At 71.4% G+C, this 15,495-nt stretch carries 14 protein-coding genes and 1 riboswitch; of the genes, 4 read left to right on the top strand and 10 right to left on the bottom strand.

What is annotated here, in order from left to right; genetic code table 11:
* Positions 1 to 15: 15 nt before the first annotated feature.
* Both ACWBNA_RS36605 and ACWBNA_RS36610 read right to left on the bottom strand, forming a co-directional pair.
* Positions 16 to 1,638, bottom strand: a complete 1,623-nt coding sequence (locus tag ACWBNA_RS36605; protein WP_482708837.1) for a GMC oxidoreductase — start codon at positions 1,636 to 1,638, stop codon at positions 16 to 18.
* A 59-nt stretch (positions 1,639 to 1,697) separates the two neighbouring features.
* Positions 1,698 to 2,840 carry a glycosyltransferase family 4 protein gene (locus ACWBNA_RS36610; RefSeq protein WP_482708839.1) on the bottom strand — a complete coding sequence of 381 codons (1,143 nt, stop codon included), beginning with the start codon at positions 2,838 to 2,840 and terminating at the stop codon, positions 1,698 to 1,700.
* Positions 2,841 to 2,962: 122 nt separating this feature from the next.
* Between ACWBNA_RS36610 and ACWBNA_RS36615 the strand changes: the two genes are divergently transcribed.
* Positions 2,963 to 4,198: a glycosyltransferase 87 family protein gene (locus ACWBNA_RS36615; protein WP_482708881.1), complete on the top strand. Its 1,236-nt coding sequence runs from the start codon at positions 2,963 to 2,965 to the stop codon at positions 4,196 to 4,198.
* Here ACWBNA_RS36615 and ACWBNA_RS36620 read toward each other — a convergent pair.
* The gene (locus ACWBNA_RS36620; protein WP_482708882.1) at positions 4,159 to 5,475 is read right to left on the bottom strand and encodes an MATE family efflux transporter; all 1,317 of its coding nucleotides are present in this window, start codon (positions 5,473 to 5,475) and stop codon (positions 4,159 to 4,161) included. The genes ACWBNA_RS36615 and ACWBNA_RS36620 overlap by 40 nt on opposite strands.
* Before the next feature lie 87 nt (positions 5,476 to 5,562).
* Here ACWBNA_RS36620 and ACWBNA_RS36625 point away from each other — a divergent pair, with 87 nt between their 5' ends.
* Positions 5,563 to 6,093 (top strand): PadR family transcriptional regulator, encoded by a 531-nt coding sequence (locus tag ACWBNA_RS36625; RefSeq protein ID WP_482708840.1) that lies wholly within the window; start codon positions 5,563 to 5,565, stop codon positions 6,091 to 6,093.
* Here ACWBNA_RS36625 and ACWBNA_RS36630 read toward each other — a convergent pair.
* The 5 genes from ACWBNA_RS36630 to ACWBNA_RS36650 form a co-directional block, all read right to left on the bottom strand.
* A complete protein-coding gene (locus ACWBNA_RS36630) occupies positions 6,081 to 7,274 on the bottom strand; it encodes a hypothetical protein (protein WP_482708841.1) in 1,194 nt (397 codons plus the stop codon). The genes ACWBNA_RS36625 and ACWBNA_RS36630 overlap by 13 nt on opposite strands.
* A 34-nt stretch (positions 7,275 to 7,308) precedes the next feature.
* Positions 7,309 to 8,331 carry a C40 family peptidase gene (locus ACWBNA_RS36635; protein ID WP_482708842.1) on the bottom strand — a complete coding sequence of 341 codons (1,023 nt, stop codon included), beginning with the start codon at positions 8,329 to 8,331 and terminating at the stop codon, positions 7,309 to 7,311.
* Positions 8,332 to 8,552: 221 nt separating this feature from the next.
* Positions 8,553 to 9,587 (bottom strand): C40 family peptidase, encoded by a 1,035-nt coding sequence (locus ACWBNA_RS36640; RefSeq protein WP_482708843.1) that lies wholly within the window; start codon positions 9,585 to 9,587, stop codon positions 8,553 to 8,555.
* 210 nt (positions 9,588 to 9,797) lie between these two features.
* A complete protein-coding gene (locus tag ACWBNA_RS36645) occupies positions 9,798 to 11,141 on the bottom strand; it encodes an NYN domain-containing protein (protein WP_482708844.1) in 1,344 nt (447 codons plus the stop codon).
* Positions 11,142 to 11,174: 33 nt separating this feature from the next.
* Entirely contained in the window at positions 11,175 to 11,414 is a 240-nt protein-coding gene (locus tag ACWBNA_RS36650) for a hypothetical protein (RefSeq protein ID WP_037719539.1), read from the bottom strand.
* 167 nt (positions 11,415 to 11,581) lie between these two features.
* Between ACWBNA_RS36650 and ACWBNA_RS36655 the strand changes: the two genes are divergently transcribed.
* Both ACWBNA_RS36655 and ACWBNA_RS36660 read left to right on the top strand, forming a co-directional pair.
* Positions 11,582 to 12,325, top strand: a complete 744-nt coding sequence (locus ACWBNA_RS36655) for a rhomboid family intramembrane serine protease (RefSeq protein ID WP_482708845.1) — start codon at positions 11,582 to 11,584, stop codon at positions 12,323 to 12,325.
* The gene (locus ACWBNA_RS36660; protein WP_217237187.1) at positions 12,322 to 12,603 is read left to right on the top strand and encodes an Lrp/AsnC family transcriptional regulator; all 282 of its coding nucleotides are present in this window, start codon (positions 12,322 to 12,324) and stop codon (positions 12,601 to 12,603) included. The genes ACWBNA_RS36655 and ACWBNA_RS36660 overlap by 4 nt, the downstream gene beginning before the upstream one ends.
* Positions 12,604 to 12,642: 39 nt before the next feature.
* On the opposite strand, the gene ACWBNA_RS36665 is transcribed toward ACWBNA_RS36660, so the two are convergent.
* The gene (locus ACWBNA_RS36665; protein WP_482708846.1) at positions 12,643 to 14,004 is read right to left on the bottom strand and encodes an aminotransferase class V-fold PLP-dependent enzyme; all 1,362 of its coding nucleotides are present in this window, start codon (positions 14,002 to 14,004) and stop codon (positions 12,643 to 12,645) included.
* 185 nt (positions 14,005 to 14,189) lie between these two features.
* Positions 14,190 to 14,306: riboswitch (SAM riboswitch) on the bottom strand.
* Positions 14,307 to 14,393: 87 nt separating this feature from the next.
* Positions 14,394 to 15,458, bottom strand: a complete 1,065-nt coding sequence (trpD, locus tag ACWBNA_RS36670; protein WP_482708847.1) for an anthranilate phosphoribosyltransferase — start codon at positions 15,456 to 15,458, stop codon at positions 14,394 to 14,396.
* Positions 15,459 to 15,495 lie beyond the last annotated feature (37 nt).

Consider the following 15,495-nt stretch of genomic DNA (forward strand, 5'->3'; position numbering starts at 1 on the left):
GGTACGGCGGTCGGCTCATGGCGCGGTGTCCTCGGCGAGGACCCGCGCCATCGTCCGTTCGGCGAGCGCGGTGATCGTCACGAACGGGTTCACCCCGATCGAGCCGGGCACGAGCGAGCCGTCGGTGACGTACAGCCTCGGATATCCCTTCACCCGGCCGTAGTTGTCGGTCGCCTTCCCCAACACGCAGCCACCGAGCGGGTGGTAGGTGAAGTCGTCGGCGAAGACCTTGTTGGAGGAGCCGAACAGGTCGTAGCGGTAGATCGTCGAGTTCGCCGCGTTGATCCGGTCGAACAGCTTCTTGGCCATGGCGACCGAGACCGCGCTGTGGGCGGCGGTCCAGCCGAGTTTCACACCACCGGTCCCGCTGTCGTACGAGAACGAGGCCCGCGACGGGTTCTTGGTGATCGCCAGATACAGGCTGACCCAGTGTTCGAGTCCCGTCGGCAGCGGGGCGATCTCCGCGAAGACGGGGTTGGCGGTGTTGGCCCAGTCGTCGATGCCCATGACCGGCATGGTCGACTGGTTCGCGCCGACGGTGTCCCACAGGTGGTTGGCGCGGCCGAGCATCACGTTGCCGTTGGTGCCCCAGCCGGCGCCGACGCTCGCGTCCAGGGCGGGCAGCGCGCCCGTCTCCCGGGCACGGACGAGGAGTTCGGTGGTGCCGACGCTGCCGCCGCCGAGGAAGAGGGACGTACAGGCGTACTGCTTGGTCTCGACGACCGTGCCGGTGGTGTCGATGCGGTCGGCGGTGAGCAGCCAGGAGCCGTCGGCCGCCCGGGTGATGGCCCTGACCTTCTCCATGGTGTGGATGGTGACGTTTCCGGTGCCGAGGGCCGCGGCGAGGTACGTCTTGTCGAGGCTGCGCTTGCCGTGGTTGTTGCCGTAGATGACCTCGCCCCCGAGTGCGGACTTGGTGGCCGTGCCGGCCGCCTCGCGCTGCATGTACCCGAAGTCGTAGACGTTGGGTACGAAGGTGGTCTTCAGGCCGGTCTTCTGGGCGTGGGCGCGGGAGACGCGGGTGAAGCGGTACCACTCCGTCGACTCGAACCAGGCGGGGTCGACGGTGTTGACGCCGAGCATGGAGCGGGCGCGCGGGAAGTAGGTGCCGTACATCTCGTCGGAGTCGACGGTGGGGAACTGCTCGGCGAAGTACGCCTTCAGGGGCGTGACCGCCATCCCGCCGTTGACCAGGGAGCCGCCGCCGACGCCCCGGCCGACGTACACGGACATGGCGTCGAAGTGCACCCGGTCCAGGACCCCCGGATAGGCGCCGATGTCCCGGTTGACGACGTCCAGCCACAGGAAGGTGGCCAGCGGTGCCTCGGTGCGGGTGCGGAACCACATGGACCGCTCGTCCGGGGCGCTGGTGGAGCAGAAGACCCTGCCGTCGGCGCCGGGGGTGTTCCAGGCCCGGCCCATCTCGAGGACGAGGGTGCGGATGCCGGCCTGGCCGAGGCGGAGGGCGGCCACGGCACCGCCGTAGCCCGAACCGACCACGATGGCGGGGGCGTTGTCGACGGCGGTGGGCTCGGCGCCCGAGGCCGTCTGAAGACCGATGCGGGTGAGACCGGACGCGGCGGCGGTCTGCAGGGCCACCATGCCCAATATTTGACGTCTCGTCAGCTGACGCTGCATCAGTTTTACTGTCATGCTCGCAGCATCGGCGGATTATTTCCCTCCGCCTAGGCGTCTCGCTACAGCAACGTCTTCAACTTCTCCGCCAGCAGGTCCCAGCGCCACTTCTCCTCGACCCAGGCCCGCCCCCGCTCCCCCATCCGGCGGCGCAGCTCGGCGTCCTGGAGGAGGACGAGGATCCGTTCGGCGGCTTCCTCGGCCGAGCCGCCCCGCACGACCCAGCCGGTCTCGCCGTCGAGCACGGCGTCCGGGGCCCCGCCGGAGTCGCCCGCGACGACGGGCAGCCCGGTCGCGGAGGCCTCCAGGTAGACGATCCCGAGCCCTTCGACGTCGAGTCCGCCCCGCCGGGTCCGGCACGGCATCGCGAACACGTCACCGGCGCCGTAGTGCGCGGGCAGCTCGGCCCAGGGCACGGCGCCGGTGAAGCGGACGGACCCGGCGACCCGGGTTTCGTGCGCGAGTCTGCGCAGCTCCTTCTCGTACGGCCCGCCGCCCACGATCAGCAGCACGGCGTCCGGCTCGGCGGCCAGGATCCGGGGCAGGGCGAGGATCAGCGTGTCCTGGCCCTTGCGCGGCACGAGCCGCGAGACGCACACGATCACCGGCCGCTCACTCAGCCCGAGCCGCGCCCGGACATCGGCACCGCCCGAGCCGGGATGGAAGGTCTTCTCGTCGACCCCGGGCGGCAGCTGCACCATCCGCCCGGCCGCGTCCGGTGTCAGCGCGGCGGCGATCCGCGAGCGCGTGTACTCGCCGAGGTAGGTGATGGTGTCCGTGGACTCCCCGATCCGGCGCAGCAGCTGCCGCGCGGCGGGCAGCTGGGCCCACCCGGCCTCGTGCCCGTGGGTGGTGGCCACCAGCCACTCGGCGCCCGCCTTCCTGAGCGCCGGCGCCATCAGCCCGAGCGGCGCCGCCGCCCCGAACCACACCGAGGTGCACCCGTGCTCGCGCAGCAGTCCGACGGCCCGCCGGGTCGCCGCGGGCGTCGGCAGCAGCATCGTCGTGGAGTCCCGTACGACGGTGAAGGGCTGCTCGGCGTCGAAGGCGGCACTCGCCTCGACGCCCTCCCGGCCGCGCTTCCAGGTGGAGGCGTAGACGACGAGCCGCTCGGGGTCGAGCCGGAGCGCCATGTTGTGCAGGAACGCCTGGATGCCGCCCGGCCGCGGCGGGAAGTCGTTCGTGACGATCAGGGTCTTGTGCATCGCCGCAGACCCTACCGAACCGGCTGCTCACAGCCGTCCGCGGCCACCTGTGTGGCACGCTCACAGGAGGGGACGACATCATGTTCCCCTCGACGCGGGAATTCGAACGAGCAGGGGATCACGTGGAGACGACGGGCAGTAGGCGGTCTCTGACGTGGCTGCTGGTGACCTGGGGTCTGACCAGGCTGTTGCTGCTGCTCTTCGTCTTCAAGGTGTACGTCTTCCCGGGACCGGACGTCACCAGTGACGTCTCCGTCATCTACCAGGGCTGGTTCGAGGTGCTGCGCACCGGAACGTTCCCGCTGGACGACGTCACCTGGCAGTACCCGCCCGCCGCGGCCCTCGCGATCCTCTCCCCCGGCCTGCTGCCCTTCCTCGACTACGCCTCCGCCTTCTTCGTCCTCGCCTTCCTCGCCGACCTGGCCGCCCTGTCCCTGCTGCTCTGCGCGGGCCTGCGCCCGGCCCGACGGCTGCGTGGCGCCTGGGTGTGGGTGATCGGCGTGCCGCTGCTCGGCCCCACCGTCTACGCCCGCTACGACGTGATGGTCACCGCCGTCGCGGTCGCCGCACTGCTCGCCGGCGCCCGTCATCCCCGGCTGATGGGCGCCCTCGTGGGCTTCGCGGCGATGCTGAAGGTGTGGCCGGCCCTGCTGCTTCTGGGTGTCCGCGCGCGCCGCGCCTGGGCGTCGGCGGTGGCGACCGTCGCCCTGCTGGCCGCGCTGTTCGCCGTCACGATGCCCGGCGCGTTCGCCTTCCTGACCTTCCAGCGCGACCGGGGCACCGAGGTGGAGTCGCTGGGCGCCCTGGTCTTCCACGTGGCCCGGCACTACGGCTGGGACGGCCAGGTGCTGCTCAACTACGGCTCGGTCGAGTTCCTCGGCCCGTGGGTGAACGTGGTGAGCACGGCCGCCCTGGCCCTGACCGGCATGACCTTCGGCTGGCTGCTGCTGTGGCGGCTGGTGGCGACCCGGTTCGAGGCGCACACGGCGGCCGACGCGGCGTTCGTGGCGGTGCTGATGTTCACCGTGACCAGCAGGGTCATCAGCCCGCAGTACATGGTGTGGCTGGTCGGTGTCGCCGCCGTCTGCCTGTGCTTCCGCGCCGGCCGGATGGGTCTGCCGGCCGGCCTGGTGCTGGTGGCCTGCTTCGTGACGGTCCTGGAGTTCCCGCTCTGGTTCGGGGACGTCGTGACGAGCACCTCGCTCGGCATCACCCTCCTGGCCGTCCGCAACGGCCTGCTGGTGCTGGCCGCCGTCGTCGCCGCCCGGCAACTGTGGCGCGCGACGGTACCGAAGCCCGCCCCCGCCGAGGTGCCCGATCAGACCGCCCGCACCAAGGAGACGTCGGCCTCCTCCTGACGCGGGCCTCTCCGGAACAGCACCAGCACCACCCCGCACTGCACCGCCATGGCCAGCGCCAGCGCCAGGCACACCCCCGGCAGACCGAGGCCCGTCAGCCCGTACGCCAGCGGCAGCTGGACCGCCGTGCCGAGCACGGTCACCCGTAGCAGCGCCGGTGCGTGCCCGCTCCCCTCGAAGACCCCGCCGACCGCGATGAAGCAGGCCATCAGCAGCAGGTAGGGCCCGACGCAGCGCAGGAACAGCGTGCCGTCGTCGGCGACCGCGGAACCGGCGCCGAAGGCGGCCATGACCCAGGGGGCCGTGACGAACAGCAGGAGGGCCGCCGCGAGCCCCACCGCCCCGGACACGAGCACCGCCTGCCGCCCGATCTCCCGCCGCGCGTCCTGCCCGGCGCCGCGGGTGTGCGCGGTGTGGATGGAGGCGGCCTGCCGGACGGCGTAGAAGGCCATGGTGGCGACGTACATGACCTTGTAGGCGATCGAGTAGGCGGCGACCGCCGTCACCCCGAGCCGCGCCACGATCGCGACCAGCGCGAGCGCCCCGGCCTGCCGCACGGTGAAGTCGGCGGACATCGGCAGCCCGGTCCGCAGCGTCCGCCGCAACGCGGCCCGAGTGCCCTCCGCGGGCCGCGCCCTCGCGCACTGCCCAAGCAGTGTGTTCCGGCGCAGGACGAGCAGCCCCACCGCGAGGGTCACGCACCGGCACAGCACGGTGCAGGCGGCGGCGCCCCGGACGCCGTAGAGGTGGATGAAGAACGGGTCCCCGACCAGGATCAGCCCGTTGACCAAGAGGGCGAGCCGCATCGGCGTCCGGGTGTCGCCGGCGCCCTTGAGGATGCCGTCGACGAGGTTCTGGGCGAAGAAGACGGCGATGCCCGGCATCGAGATCGCGAAGTAGGACACCGCGAGGGACACGGCGGCGCCCTCGCCCAGCACCAGCCGGGCGAGCGGCTCCCGCGCCAGCAGCCCGCCCGCCACGACCACCGGCGTGACCAGCGCGCACAGCGCCCAGCCGCCACGCACCGCCGCCCGCACCGCGCCCGGATCCCGCGCGCCCCTGGCGTGCGCGACCAGCACGGTCGTACCGGAGCCGAAGACCAGGGCGACGCCGAGCAGCACGTTCTCGGTGTTGGTCGCCACGGCGACGGCGGCGACGGCCGGGCCGCCGAGCCGGGAGACCCAGAGGGTGTTGACGATTCCGGTGGCGACGGAGGCCAGGAGCGCGAAGTAGACGGGGTGGGCGAGCACCATGAGCTGCTTGCGGTGGGCGTCCACCATGACCTCCCTCGATTCGAGCTACCTCTAAACGAGGTAGCTCGATAAGAGGTAGCATGCCGGTACGACACCCGCAAGGAGGAAGCAGTGCTGGAGCTGTCGATCCTGGGCTTCCTGGCCGAACAACCGCTGCACGGCTACGAGTTGAAGGAGCGCATCAAAGCCCTCAGCGGCCATGTCCGTCCGGTCAGCGACGGCGCCCTCTACCCCGCGATCACCCGCCTGGTCACCGCGGGAAAACTCGACCAGCACACCGAGCCCGGCACCAGCGCGGCCCCGCGCCGGATGCTCTCCCTCACCGGCGCCGGCCGCGAGGATCTGCTGGAGCGGCTGCGCCACCCCAGGCAGGCCGAGATCACGGACCAGGTGCGCTTCAACACACTCCTGGCGTTCCTGAGGCACCTGCCCGACCGCCGGGAGCAGGCCGCGGTGTTGCGCCGCCGTCTGGAGTTCCTGGAGACGCCCGCGAGCTTCTTCTACGCGGACGGGAAGCCGGTGCGGGCGGAGGACACCGGCGACCTGTTCCGGGAGGGCATGCTGCGGGTGGCGCGTGCGACCGGCCGGGCCGAGCGGGCCTGGCTCAAGGAGGCCGTCGCACGGCTCGATCAGCCCAGCTGATCCCGCAGGTACTGCCGCCACTGCTCGGTGAACCGCCCCGGTGTCGTGTCGAGGACTTCCCTCATCGCGTCCTCGACCGCCCCCGCCCGCTTCTCGTGCCCGCCCACAGCCTTGTAGAACTCCTTCAGCCGCGCCTCGCCCCAGCGCTCGGCGATCATCCGGCAGGCCATCCAGCCGCCCTCGTAGGCCCGCGCGAGCCCGGCCGCGTCGCCGCTGAAGCCGAAGTCCCGGTCGGTGGGCAGCGCGGCCGGCAGCCTGCCCTCGGTCACGGCGTCCCACAGCTCGGGCGCGGCCTGGACCGGCGTACGCCCGCTGCCGCGGTAGCCGACCCAGTCGGCGTATCCCTCGGACAGCCACAGGGGCGTCGCGGGGGTGGTGTCGGCGCGGGTGGCGACGTGGGTCGTCTCGTGGGTGAGCACGACCTGCTTGCCGACGGCACCGAGGACGCCGTACGCGTCGGGATTGACGATGATCCGGTCCGCGGGCGCCTGTGCGGGAGCGCCCGTCTCGCCGGTGGTGACCGCGGCGATCCCGCGGTAGGAGGAGGCGGGTGAGCCGAGCAGCCCCGCCATGCCCTGCAGCGACCTCGGCACGAGCACGACGACGTGCCGCGACCAGCCGGTGCCCCAGGCGTCCGACACGGCCGGCACCGCGCGGTCCGCCAGGTCCGCGTAGTGGTGCAGTTGCTCGCCGGACTGCCCGACCCCGAGGACCAGGCTGCGCTTCCCCCGTACGGCCAGGACCTCGCCCTGGTCCCACAGCTGCTGGGCGGACTTCTTCGCGGGCTGCTCGGCGTCCACGTACCACTGCCCGCCCGCGTCCAGGCTCAGGGTGAGGGTGCGGCCGACCGTGACGGGGGCCCGGTCGTAGCCCTGGACGCGGTAGCGCAGCTCGGCGTCCGCGGTGGCGGAACTGCCGGTGCGGTGCAGGGCGGTGACGCGGTAGGACCAGTCCGCGAGGGGGACCGCGGTGAGGTTCGTGAACCAGCTCAGCGCGCCCGTCCTGACGAACGCCGCCTTGTCGCGGTCCAGTACGGCGGTCGCCCGCCGGTCCAGGATCCGCTGCACCTCGGCCTGCGCACGGTCGGTGGCCGGTTTCCCCCCGCATCCCACGAGGCCGACGAGCAACAGCAGACACAGCGCCACGACTTCGCGTCCCGACGCCCGCCCTCGACCAGCCACGTTCCCGATCGTACGGTGAGCGGCGGGTGCGTGGTCAGACCCTGGTGACGGTCGCGCCCGGAATCATGCCCACCGGGTCGTAGCGCACGGGCGCCCCCGGGTAGGGCGCGTGAATCACCTGGCCGTTGCCCATGTACATCGCCACATGGCTGGCATCCGACCGGTAGGTGACCAGGTCGCCGGGCTGGGCCTGGGAGAGCGGGACCTGACGGCCCGCGTAGCGCTGGCCCTGGGAGGTGCGCGGCAGGGAGACACCGGCCTGGGCGTACGACCACTGCATCAGGCCCGAACAGTCGAAGCCTGAGGGGCCGTTGGCGCCCCACACGTACGGCTTGCCGAGCGCGGAGCGGGCCGCGGCGATCGCGGCGGCCGCGCGGCCGGACGGCGGGACGACGCCTCCGAGGTCGGGCATGTCGGAGCGGCCGGAGCGGGAGGACCGGTCGTAGGCGTCGCGTTCGCCGAACGGCAGGGCGTTGACGAGCGTGCGCGCCTTGGCGAGCTTCTTCTCGATGGCCCGCTTGTGGGAGGCGACGGCCTTGCGGCTCTTCTCCAGTTCGCCGAGCTTGCTCGCCGCTTCCGAGCGCTCCTGGGCGAGGACACGCAGGGCCTCCTGGAGGTCCTTGAACTCGCCCGCCTGGTGCGTGGTGATCCGGTCGAGGACGGAGGCCTTGTCGAGGTAGTCGTCCGGGTCGTCGGAGAACAGCAGCGCGAGGGACGGATCGAGGCCGCCGGAGCGGTACTGGGCGCCGGCGAGTGAACCCAGCGCCTCCCGCATGCGGTTGATGCGCTCCTGCTGCCGGGCGATGCCGTCCTGTGCGGTGCCGACCTCCTCACGGAGGTCGTCGGCGCGCTCGTCGGCCTTGTTGTAGGCCTCGGTCGCCCGCTCCGCCTCCTCGTAGAGGCGGTCCACCTCCGCCCAGGTGTCGTCGTGCGGCGCGGCGACGGCCGACATGGCCGGCAGGACGCCGATGGCCGCGGCTACGGCTGACATGACACAGAGCGCTGCACTGGCGCCCCGGTCGAACCCGGACGGTGCATGGCGGCGATGGGACCCCACGGGAAGCCGCACTCCTTTCCGCTGGCGGACAGGGAAACGCGGCAGACAGTAGCCCCGGGGAGGGTGCCTCACCAACGACCTTCGTGGGCACACAAAGTGACGCCCCGCCTCAGACGCAGGTCATGGGCGGGGCGTGGGGTCAGTTCATGTCGCCGTGATTCGTCCGAACGGGCGGCGTGGTGTCCCGATCTTGATGGTGATCGGACCCGTCTCGAAGCTGATCAGATCCGGACGCCGAACTGGAACGGCATGTTGTTGATCGACTCGTAGCGGACGACAGTGCCGGTGCGCGGGGCGTGCAGCACCTGGCCGTTGCCGGCGTACAGGGCGACGTGGTGCAGGTCGCCGTAGAAGATGACGAGGTCGCCGACCTTGAGGTCGGACTGCGAGTAGATCCTGGTGCCGGCGTTGGCCTGGGCCTGTGAGGTGCGCGGGATGCCGACGCCGGCCTGGGCGTAGGCCCAGGAGGTCAGGCCCGAGCAGTCGTAGGAGGCGGTGCCGGTGGCGCCGTAGACGTACGGCTTGCCGATCTGGGTCTGGGCGGCCTGGAAGGCGGCCATGGCCCGGCCGGAGGCGGCGGTGGTGTTGCCGAGGTCGACGCGGTCGCCGGCGGAGCGGCTGGCGCGGGCGTCCTCCGCCGCGAGGGCGGCCTTCTCGGCGGCCGTCAGGGTGTTGAGAAGCTTCTGCGCCGCGGCGAGCTTGGACTGGACTTCCTTCTTCTTCTTGCCCAGTTCGGTGCGGGTGCTCGCGAGGTCCTTGAGCTTCTCGGAGGCCTCGGAGCGGTCCTGGGCGAGCTCGCGCTGCTTCTCCTGGATCTTCTTCAGCGCCTCGACCTGCTGACCGCTCAGCTGGTCCATGGTGGACGCCTTGTCCAGGTAGTCGTCCGGGTTCGAGGAGAGGAACAGCTGGAGCGAGGAGTCGATCGAGCCCGTGCGGTACTGGGCCGCGGCCGCCAGGCCGATGGAGTCGCGCAGCCCGTTGAGCTCTTCCTGGCCACGGGCGACGTTGTCCTGGATGGTGGAGATCTCCTTCTGGAGCTTCTCCTGCTTCTCCGTGGCCCCGTTGAGCTTCTCGGTGGCCTGCTCGGCCTCTTCGTAGAGCTTGTCGACCTTGGCCTTGACCTCGTCCTTGCTGGGCTTCTCGCTCGGCGCGGCATTCGCGGCCTGCGAGCTGAGGGCTACGGCAGCAGCGGCCGCGGTGGTCAGCACGGTCACACGTGCACGGCTCGGCTGCTTGGGTCGACGGTGGGACGCCACGGAGGTGAACTCCTTCTTTTGAGTGATCACCCGCTCGGAGGTTCGAGCCCAGACCCTAGTGACCTTCCTGTGATCAGTTCAAATCCTCACGAGGAAAATCTCGTCACACCCGGCATTCTTTACACTCAAGTCACATGAAGTGATGTTCGCTTGACGCTACGTGGCGTGACGGGCTTCGTCAATTCGGGCATTGCGCCCGTAGGTTGACCTTCAGGACAATCGCTTCAGAAGCATCGCGGAAGCGATCGGACGCGCCCCCGCCCGGGCCACCCCGTCGGCGACCTCACGGTCGGTCGAGGCGACGATGAGCGGACGCCCCGGCGGCTCGGCACGCACCAGCTGACGGATCAACTCGTCCGCGGTGATGCCCGGCTTGGAGAACAGCACCCGCACCCCGCGCGGCGGCGCCAGCAGCACCGGCGCGGCCAGTTCGGCCCCGTCGAAGACACACGTCACCTCGGCGCCGGTCTGCGCGGCGAGCTGCGAGAGCTGACCGAGGAGCCTCAACCGCTGCTTCTCCAGGGGCATTTGGGGATAGCCGGTCTTGGTGACGTTGTAGCCGTCGACCACCAGATGAGCCTGCGGCAGGGCGAGGAGCTGGTCGAGGATCGCCGGGTCGTTCTCGGACAACGCCCGCGCGGCGATGTCCTTCGGTGTCATTCGTCCCGGTTCGACCGCGTCCACGGTCTCGGCCGGCCGGACGGAGACCGGCGGCAGCGCGAGCTCGCGCCGCAGCCCCTGGGTCGCGTCGAGAAGGGTGTCCAGCAGCAGCCGTACCCGCATGTCCTCGACGCTGCGGCCCTCGCGGGCCGCCTTGCGGGTGGCCTCCAGGGCCGCCTCCGCCTCGCCGAGCCGTGCCTTGAGCCGCCGGGACTCGCTCTCGGCGGCGGACAGCTGGGAGTGCCCCTCCGTGCGTACGGTCTCCATCTCGGCGTTCAGTTTGCGCAGGGCCGCCTCGCCGCGCTTGACGTCGCTGAGGGCGGCGCGCAGCTTGCGATGCAGCGATTCCGCTTCCTTCTTCGCCGCATCCAGCTCGGTGCGCAGCCGCTCCGTCTCGCTCCGGGTGTGCTCACGAGCCCGGTCGAGCTCCTCGCGCAGCCGCTCCAGCTCGGCCCGGCTCTCCTCGTCAGCGCGCTCGGCGTCGGCCCGCTGGGCCTCCTCACCGGCCGCGGTCACGAGCTTCACCCAGTCGGTGGGCCGCAGAACGTAGGCCGCGGCCGCCACGTCGAGCGGGTCCGCGGCCGGGGGCGGGGAGCCGGAGTCGAGGGCGCCGGACAGCTCCGGCTGCGCCTCTCTGAACTTCTCCCCGATGCGCTGCCGGAACAGGGGATCGGTCTCCAGGGCGGTCGCCATGGCGTTGCCGGCGAACTTGGCCCGCCGGTTCGGCGCGAACCTGGCGTACTGTCGCAACTGCGGGGGCAGTTCACCGACGGTCAGCCCGCCGAAGCCGTCCGAGACGATCTGTACGACCCTGCGGCGCACGCCGTCGGGCAGGGGCCGGTCGAGCACCTCAGCGGCGCCGTCGCCCGGCCCCCCGCCTGCGGTCTCCACCATCCTCACCCCATCGCCTGTGCGGGGCCCGCTCCCTCAGGAGCCGGCGCCCGGCCTGTCCACGAGTTCCACCTGATCCACGGCGTTGCACCAGCGGCAGCGCACCGACTCGATGGTCTCACTGACCACCTCGCGCTCCTCGACCTTCGGCTCACCGGCCAGGTCGAGGTGGACGTACTCGACCACCTTCGACGAGCGGGTCACGTCGAAGCGTGTGAGGTTGCCGCAGAGGGTGCAGCGCCACCGCGTCGAGGCAGTCGGCAGGGGAACCGTCATCGTGGCTGTTCGCCTTCCTTCTTGTTCCTTCTAGTGTCCGTGACGCGCCGGGCACCCCGGTGCGTGTGGCTCGTTACCCTACGGCCTGGCGGGTACTTGCCGCTCCGCCGTCCAGGGCGGCGAGGCGGTCTGTGTCGTTCGGCCCCCTTACGTCATGCTCTGTGTTCATGATCAGCAACTGGAGCGGGACGGTCGGCAGAGCGGTCGGGGCGGTCCGGTGGCCGTCGGCACCGGTGACGTACGGGCTGATCGCCGGGTGTGGTCTGCTCTTCCTGGTCGGCCCGGCATCGGGGTTCAATCCGGCCTACGGCTCGGGCGACGCGCTGCTCGCCGCGCAGCGCACCTACTTCCACCGCTGGGGCGTCGTCCCCGCCGAACTGTTCGAGGGGTCGGGGCGGGCCGCGCTCACCCCCGCCACGGCCCTCTTCGTGCACGGCAGCTGGGTCCACCTGCTGGGCAACATGCTCTTCCTCTACGTCTTCGGCGTACTGACCGAGGAACGGATGGGCCGTGTCCAGTTCACCCTCTTCTACCTGGGCTGCGGCTACCTCGCCCTGCTGGGCTACGCGGCCGCGAACGCGAACTCCGAGCAGTCCCTGGTCGGCGCGTCCGGGGCGATCTCGGCGGTCCTCGGCGCGTTCCTGTACCTGTTCCCCGGAGCCCGCGTCACCAGTCTCCTGCCGTTCCTGTTCTTCCTGCCCCTGCGCTTCCCCGCCTGGGTCGTCCTCCCCTTCTGGGCGACCCTCCAGTGGCTGGCCGCGGGCCGGGCCGGCCAGGGTCCCGGCGTGGCCTACCTGGCCCACCTGGTGGGCTTCGGCCTGGGGCTCGCCTTCGCGTGGGTGCGATTCGGGCGTGGGACTAGAGTGAAGCCCGCCCCAGCTCCGGCCCCCGAGGGAGAGAACCAGCCGTGATCACCGCGATCGTCCTGATCAAGACCAGCGTGGACCGGATCCCCGAGATCGCGGAGTCGATCGCGGCGCTGGAGAACGTCAGCGAGGTCTTCTCCGTGACCGGCACGTACGACCTGATCGCCATGGTCCGGGTGAAGCGGCACGAGGACCTGGCGGAGGTCATCCCCGGCCGGATCAGCAAGATCCCCGGCGTGGAGGGAACGGACACGCACGTGGCGTTCCGGACGTACTCCCAGCACGACCTGGAGGCGGCGTTCGCGATCGGTCTGGACTCCTGACCGATCGAACACCGCCTCCGTCGCGGACCGCCGGCGAGCTCAGACCGCCGGCACGCAGCGCCCGTCCTCGGTGCGGTAGTTCCACTTCGCACCGTCCCGGACGAGTTCCTTCACCGCGCTCACGAACCGCTCCACGTGCTCGTCGGGCGTGCCGGCGCCGAAGCTCACCCGGATCGCGTTGAGGGACTTCTCGCCGGGCGCGGCCTCGGGGGCACCGCACTCGCCCTGCGTCTGGGGGTCGCTGCCGAGCAGGGTGCGGACCAGCGGGTGGGCGCAGAAGAGGCCGTCGCGGACGCCGATGCCGTACTCGGCGGAGAGCGCGGCGGCGAAGTGGGAACTGTTCCAGCCCTCGACGACGAAGGAGATCACGCCGACCCGCGGGGCGTCGTCGCCGAACAGGGACAGGACCCTGACCTCGGGCACCTCGGCGAGGCCCGCGCGGACCGTGTCGATCAGGTACTGCTCCCGCGCGACCAGCGTGTCGAAGCCGGCCTCGGTGAGGGCCTTGCAGGCGGAGGCGATGGAGTAGGCCCCGATGACGTTCGGGGAACCGGCCTCGTGGCGGGCGGCGCTCTCGTGCCACTCCACGTCCACTCCCCCGTCCGAGCGCCGCGTGACCTTGCGGCTGGCGCCGCCGCCCGCGAGGTACGGCTCCGCCGCGCGCAGCCATTCGGCCCGGCCGGCCAGCACGCCGGTGCCGAAGGGCGCGTACAGCTTGTGCCCGGAGAAGGCGACCCAGTCGACGTCGAGGTCCCGCAGCGACACCGGGTGGTGCGGGGCCAGCTGGGCGGCGTCCAGGACGATCCGGGCGCCGTGCGCGTGCGCGGCGGCGGCCAGCTCCCGTACGGGCCACAGCTCGCCGGTGACGTTGGAGGCGCCGGTCACGCAGACCAGGGCCGGGCCCTGCGGGTCACGGTCGGCGAGGGCGCGCTCCAGGGTCGCCACCGCCTGCCGCGGGGTGCGCGGGGCGTCGAGGTAGCTGACGCGGGCGTCCTGCCAGGGCAGCAGCGAGGCGTGGTGCTCGGTCTCGAAGACGAAGACCTGGCAGTCGGCCGGGAGCGCGGCGGCCAGGAGGTTCAGGGAGTCGGTGGTGGACCGGGTGAAGACCACCTGGTCCTCGGCCCGGCTGTCGAGGAACTCGGCGACCGTCTTGCGGGCGTTCTCGAAGAGGTCGGTGGACAGCTGGGAGAGGTAGCCGGCGCCGCGGTGCACGCTGCCGTAGTAGGGCGCGTACGCCGCCACGTCGTCCCAGACCCGCTGCAGGGCCGGCGCGCTGGCCGCGTAGTCGAGCGCGGCGTAGGTGACCTCGCCGCCGGTGACGAGCGGGACGGTGACATCCCGGCCGAGAACGGGCAGCGGGGCACAGACGGACCGGGCGGCGGCGACGGTGGAGACAGACATGGCGAACTCCCGTGAGAGGCAGGCGACATCACCACGCGAGCGGACACGGCTCAAGCGCGGGTGAAGGTGAAAAAAGGGGGATGCGGAGGCGGGGCTCTGCGGCCCTATCGCATTCGCTTGCTCACGGAAGGCTCCCTCGAATGACCAGGACCCCTGGTACTGCGCTCGATTCAGGAGCGACGAGGGGTCCGCGCTTGCCGTAGACCTCGCTGCCTACGACCTGGTCTTCACCCGGGGCACCCCGCCACGGACGGAGGGTTGCCGGACAGTCGGCCGGGGCCTCATGACTGTCACTCATGACCTGGTTCAGAAACCTACGCGAAGCGATCGTGGTCCCGCAACCCGGGTCCGGATTGCGGGACATCACCACGTCATCGCCCCAGGGGGCGCTACGCGTTGCTGGCCGCCACCCAGCGCTCCAGCGTCCGCTTGGCCACGCCGGAGTCGATCGCCTGGGCCGCCTTGTCCATCCCGGCACGGATCTGCACGGTCAGCGGCGCTCCGGTCGGCTCCAGGGCCACCAGCGCCGCCGCCGAGTTCAGCAGTACGGCGTCCCGCACCGGGCCCGGCTCACCGTCCAGCAGCCGCCGGGCGACCTCCGCGTTGTACGAGGAGTCCGCGCCCCGCAGCGCCGCCACCGGCACCAGTTCGAGGCCGACGTCCCGCGGGTCGAAGGCCTCCTCGGTGACCTTGCCGTCGCGGACGACCCACACCCGGGAGGTGGCCGTGGTCGTCAGCTCGTCGAGGCCGTCGTCGCCGCGGAACACCAGCGCGGAGGAGCCCCGTTCGGCCAGTACGCCGGCGATGAGCCCGGCCATCCGGGTGTCGAAGCAGCCGACCGCCGAGGCGGAGACCCGGGCGGGGTTGGTCAGCGGACCGAGCAGGTTGAACGAGGTCGGAATGCCCAGGTCCCGCCGGACCGCGCCGACGAACCGCATCGAGGGATGGAACTTGGCCGCGAAGCAGAAGGTGATCCCGGCCTCCTCCACCACGCGTGCCACGCCCTCGGGCGACAGGTCCAGGTTGATGCCGAGCTTCTCCAGCACGTCGGACGACCCGCTCGCCGAGGACGACGCCCGGTTGCCGTGCTTGACGACCTTCGCGCCGGTGCCCGCGATGACGATGGCGGACATCGTCGAGATGTTGACCGTCTTGGCCCGGTCGCCGCCCGTGCCGACGATGTCGACGGCCGGGCCCGGGATGTGCAGCGGCTGGGCGTGCGCGTACATCGCCTCGACGAGACCGTTGATCTCCTCGACCGTCTCTCCCTTGGCCCGCAGCGCCACCATGAAGCCCGCGATCTGGGCGTCCGTGGCCTCGCCGCTCATGAAGCGGTCCATCGCCCACGCCGTGTCACCGGCGCTCAGGTCCCGCCCGCCGAGCAGTGCGCTCAGTACCTCGGGCCAGGAACGGTCCGCCGCGGTGTCGCCTCCAGCGGGGGTCACAGCGCTCATAAGCCGCTCCTGGATCAGTCCCGTACAGCGGGACGCG

Source organism: Streptomyces sp. Q2, assembly GCF_056820935.1.

Excerpts from the sequence above, each read along its gene's own strand:
- ACWBNA_RS36665 (WP_482708846.1), bottom strand. The coding sequence starts at position 14,004 with ATGTCTGTCTCCACCGTCGCCGCCGCCCGGTCCGTCTGTGCCCCGCTG.
- trpD (WP_482708847.1), bottom strand. The coding sequence starts at position 15,458 with ATGAGCGCTGTGACCCCCGCTGGAGGCGACACCGCGGCGGACCGTTCC.
- ACWBNA_RS36655 (WP_482708845.1), top strand. The coding sequence starts at position 11,582 with ATGATCAGCAACTGGAGCGGGACGGTCGGCAGAGCGGTCGGGGCGGTC.
- ACWBNA_RS36605 (WP_482708837.1), bottom strand. The coding sequence starts at position 1,638 with ATGCAGCGTCAGCTGACGAGACGTCAAATATTGGGCATGGTGGCCCTG.
- ACWBNA_RS36645 (WP_482708844.1), bottom strand. The coding sequence starts at position 11,141 with ATGGTGGAGACCGCAGGCGGGGGGCCGGGCGACGGCGCCGCTGAGGTG.
- ACWBNA_RS36610 (WP_482708839.1), bottom strand. The coding sequence starts at position 2,840 with ATGCACAAGACCCTGATCGTCACGAACGACTTCCCGCCGCGGCCGGGC.
- ACWBNA_RS36650 (WP_037719539.1), bottom strand. The coding sequence starts at position 11,414 with ATGACGGTTCCCCTGCCGACTGCCTCGACGCGGTGGCGCTGCACCCTC.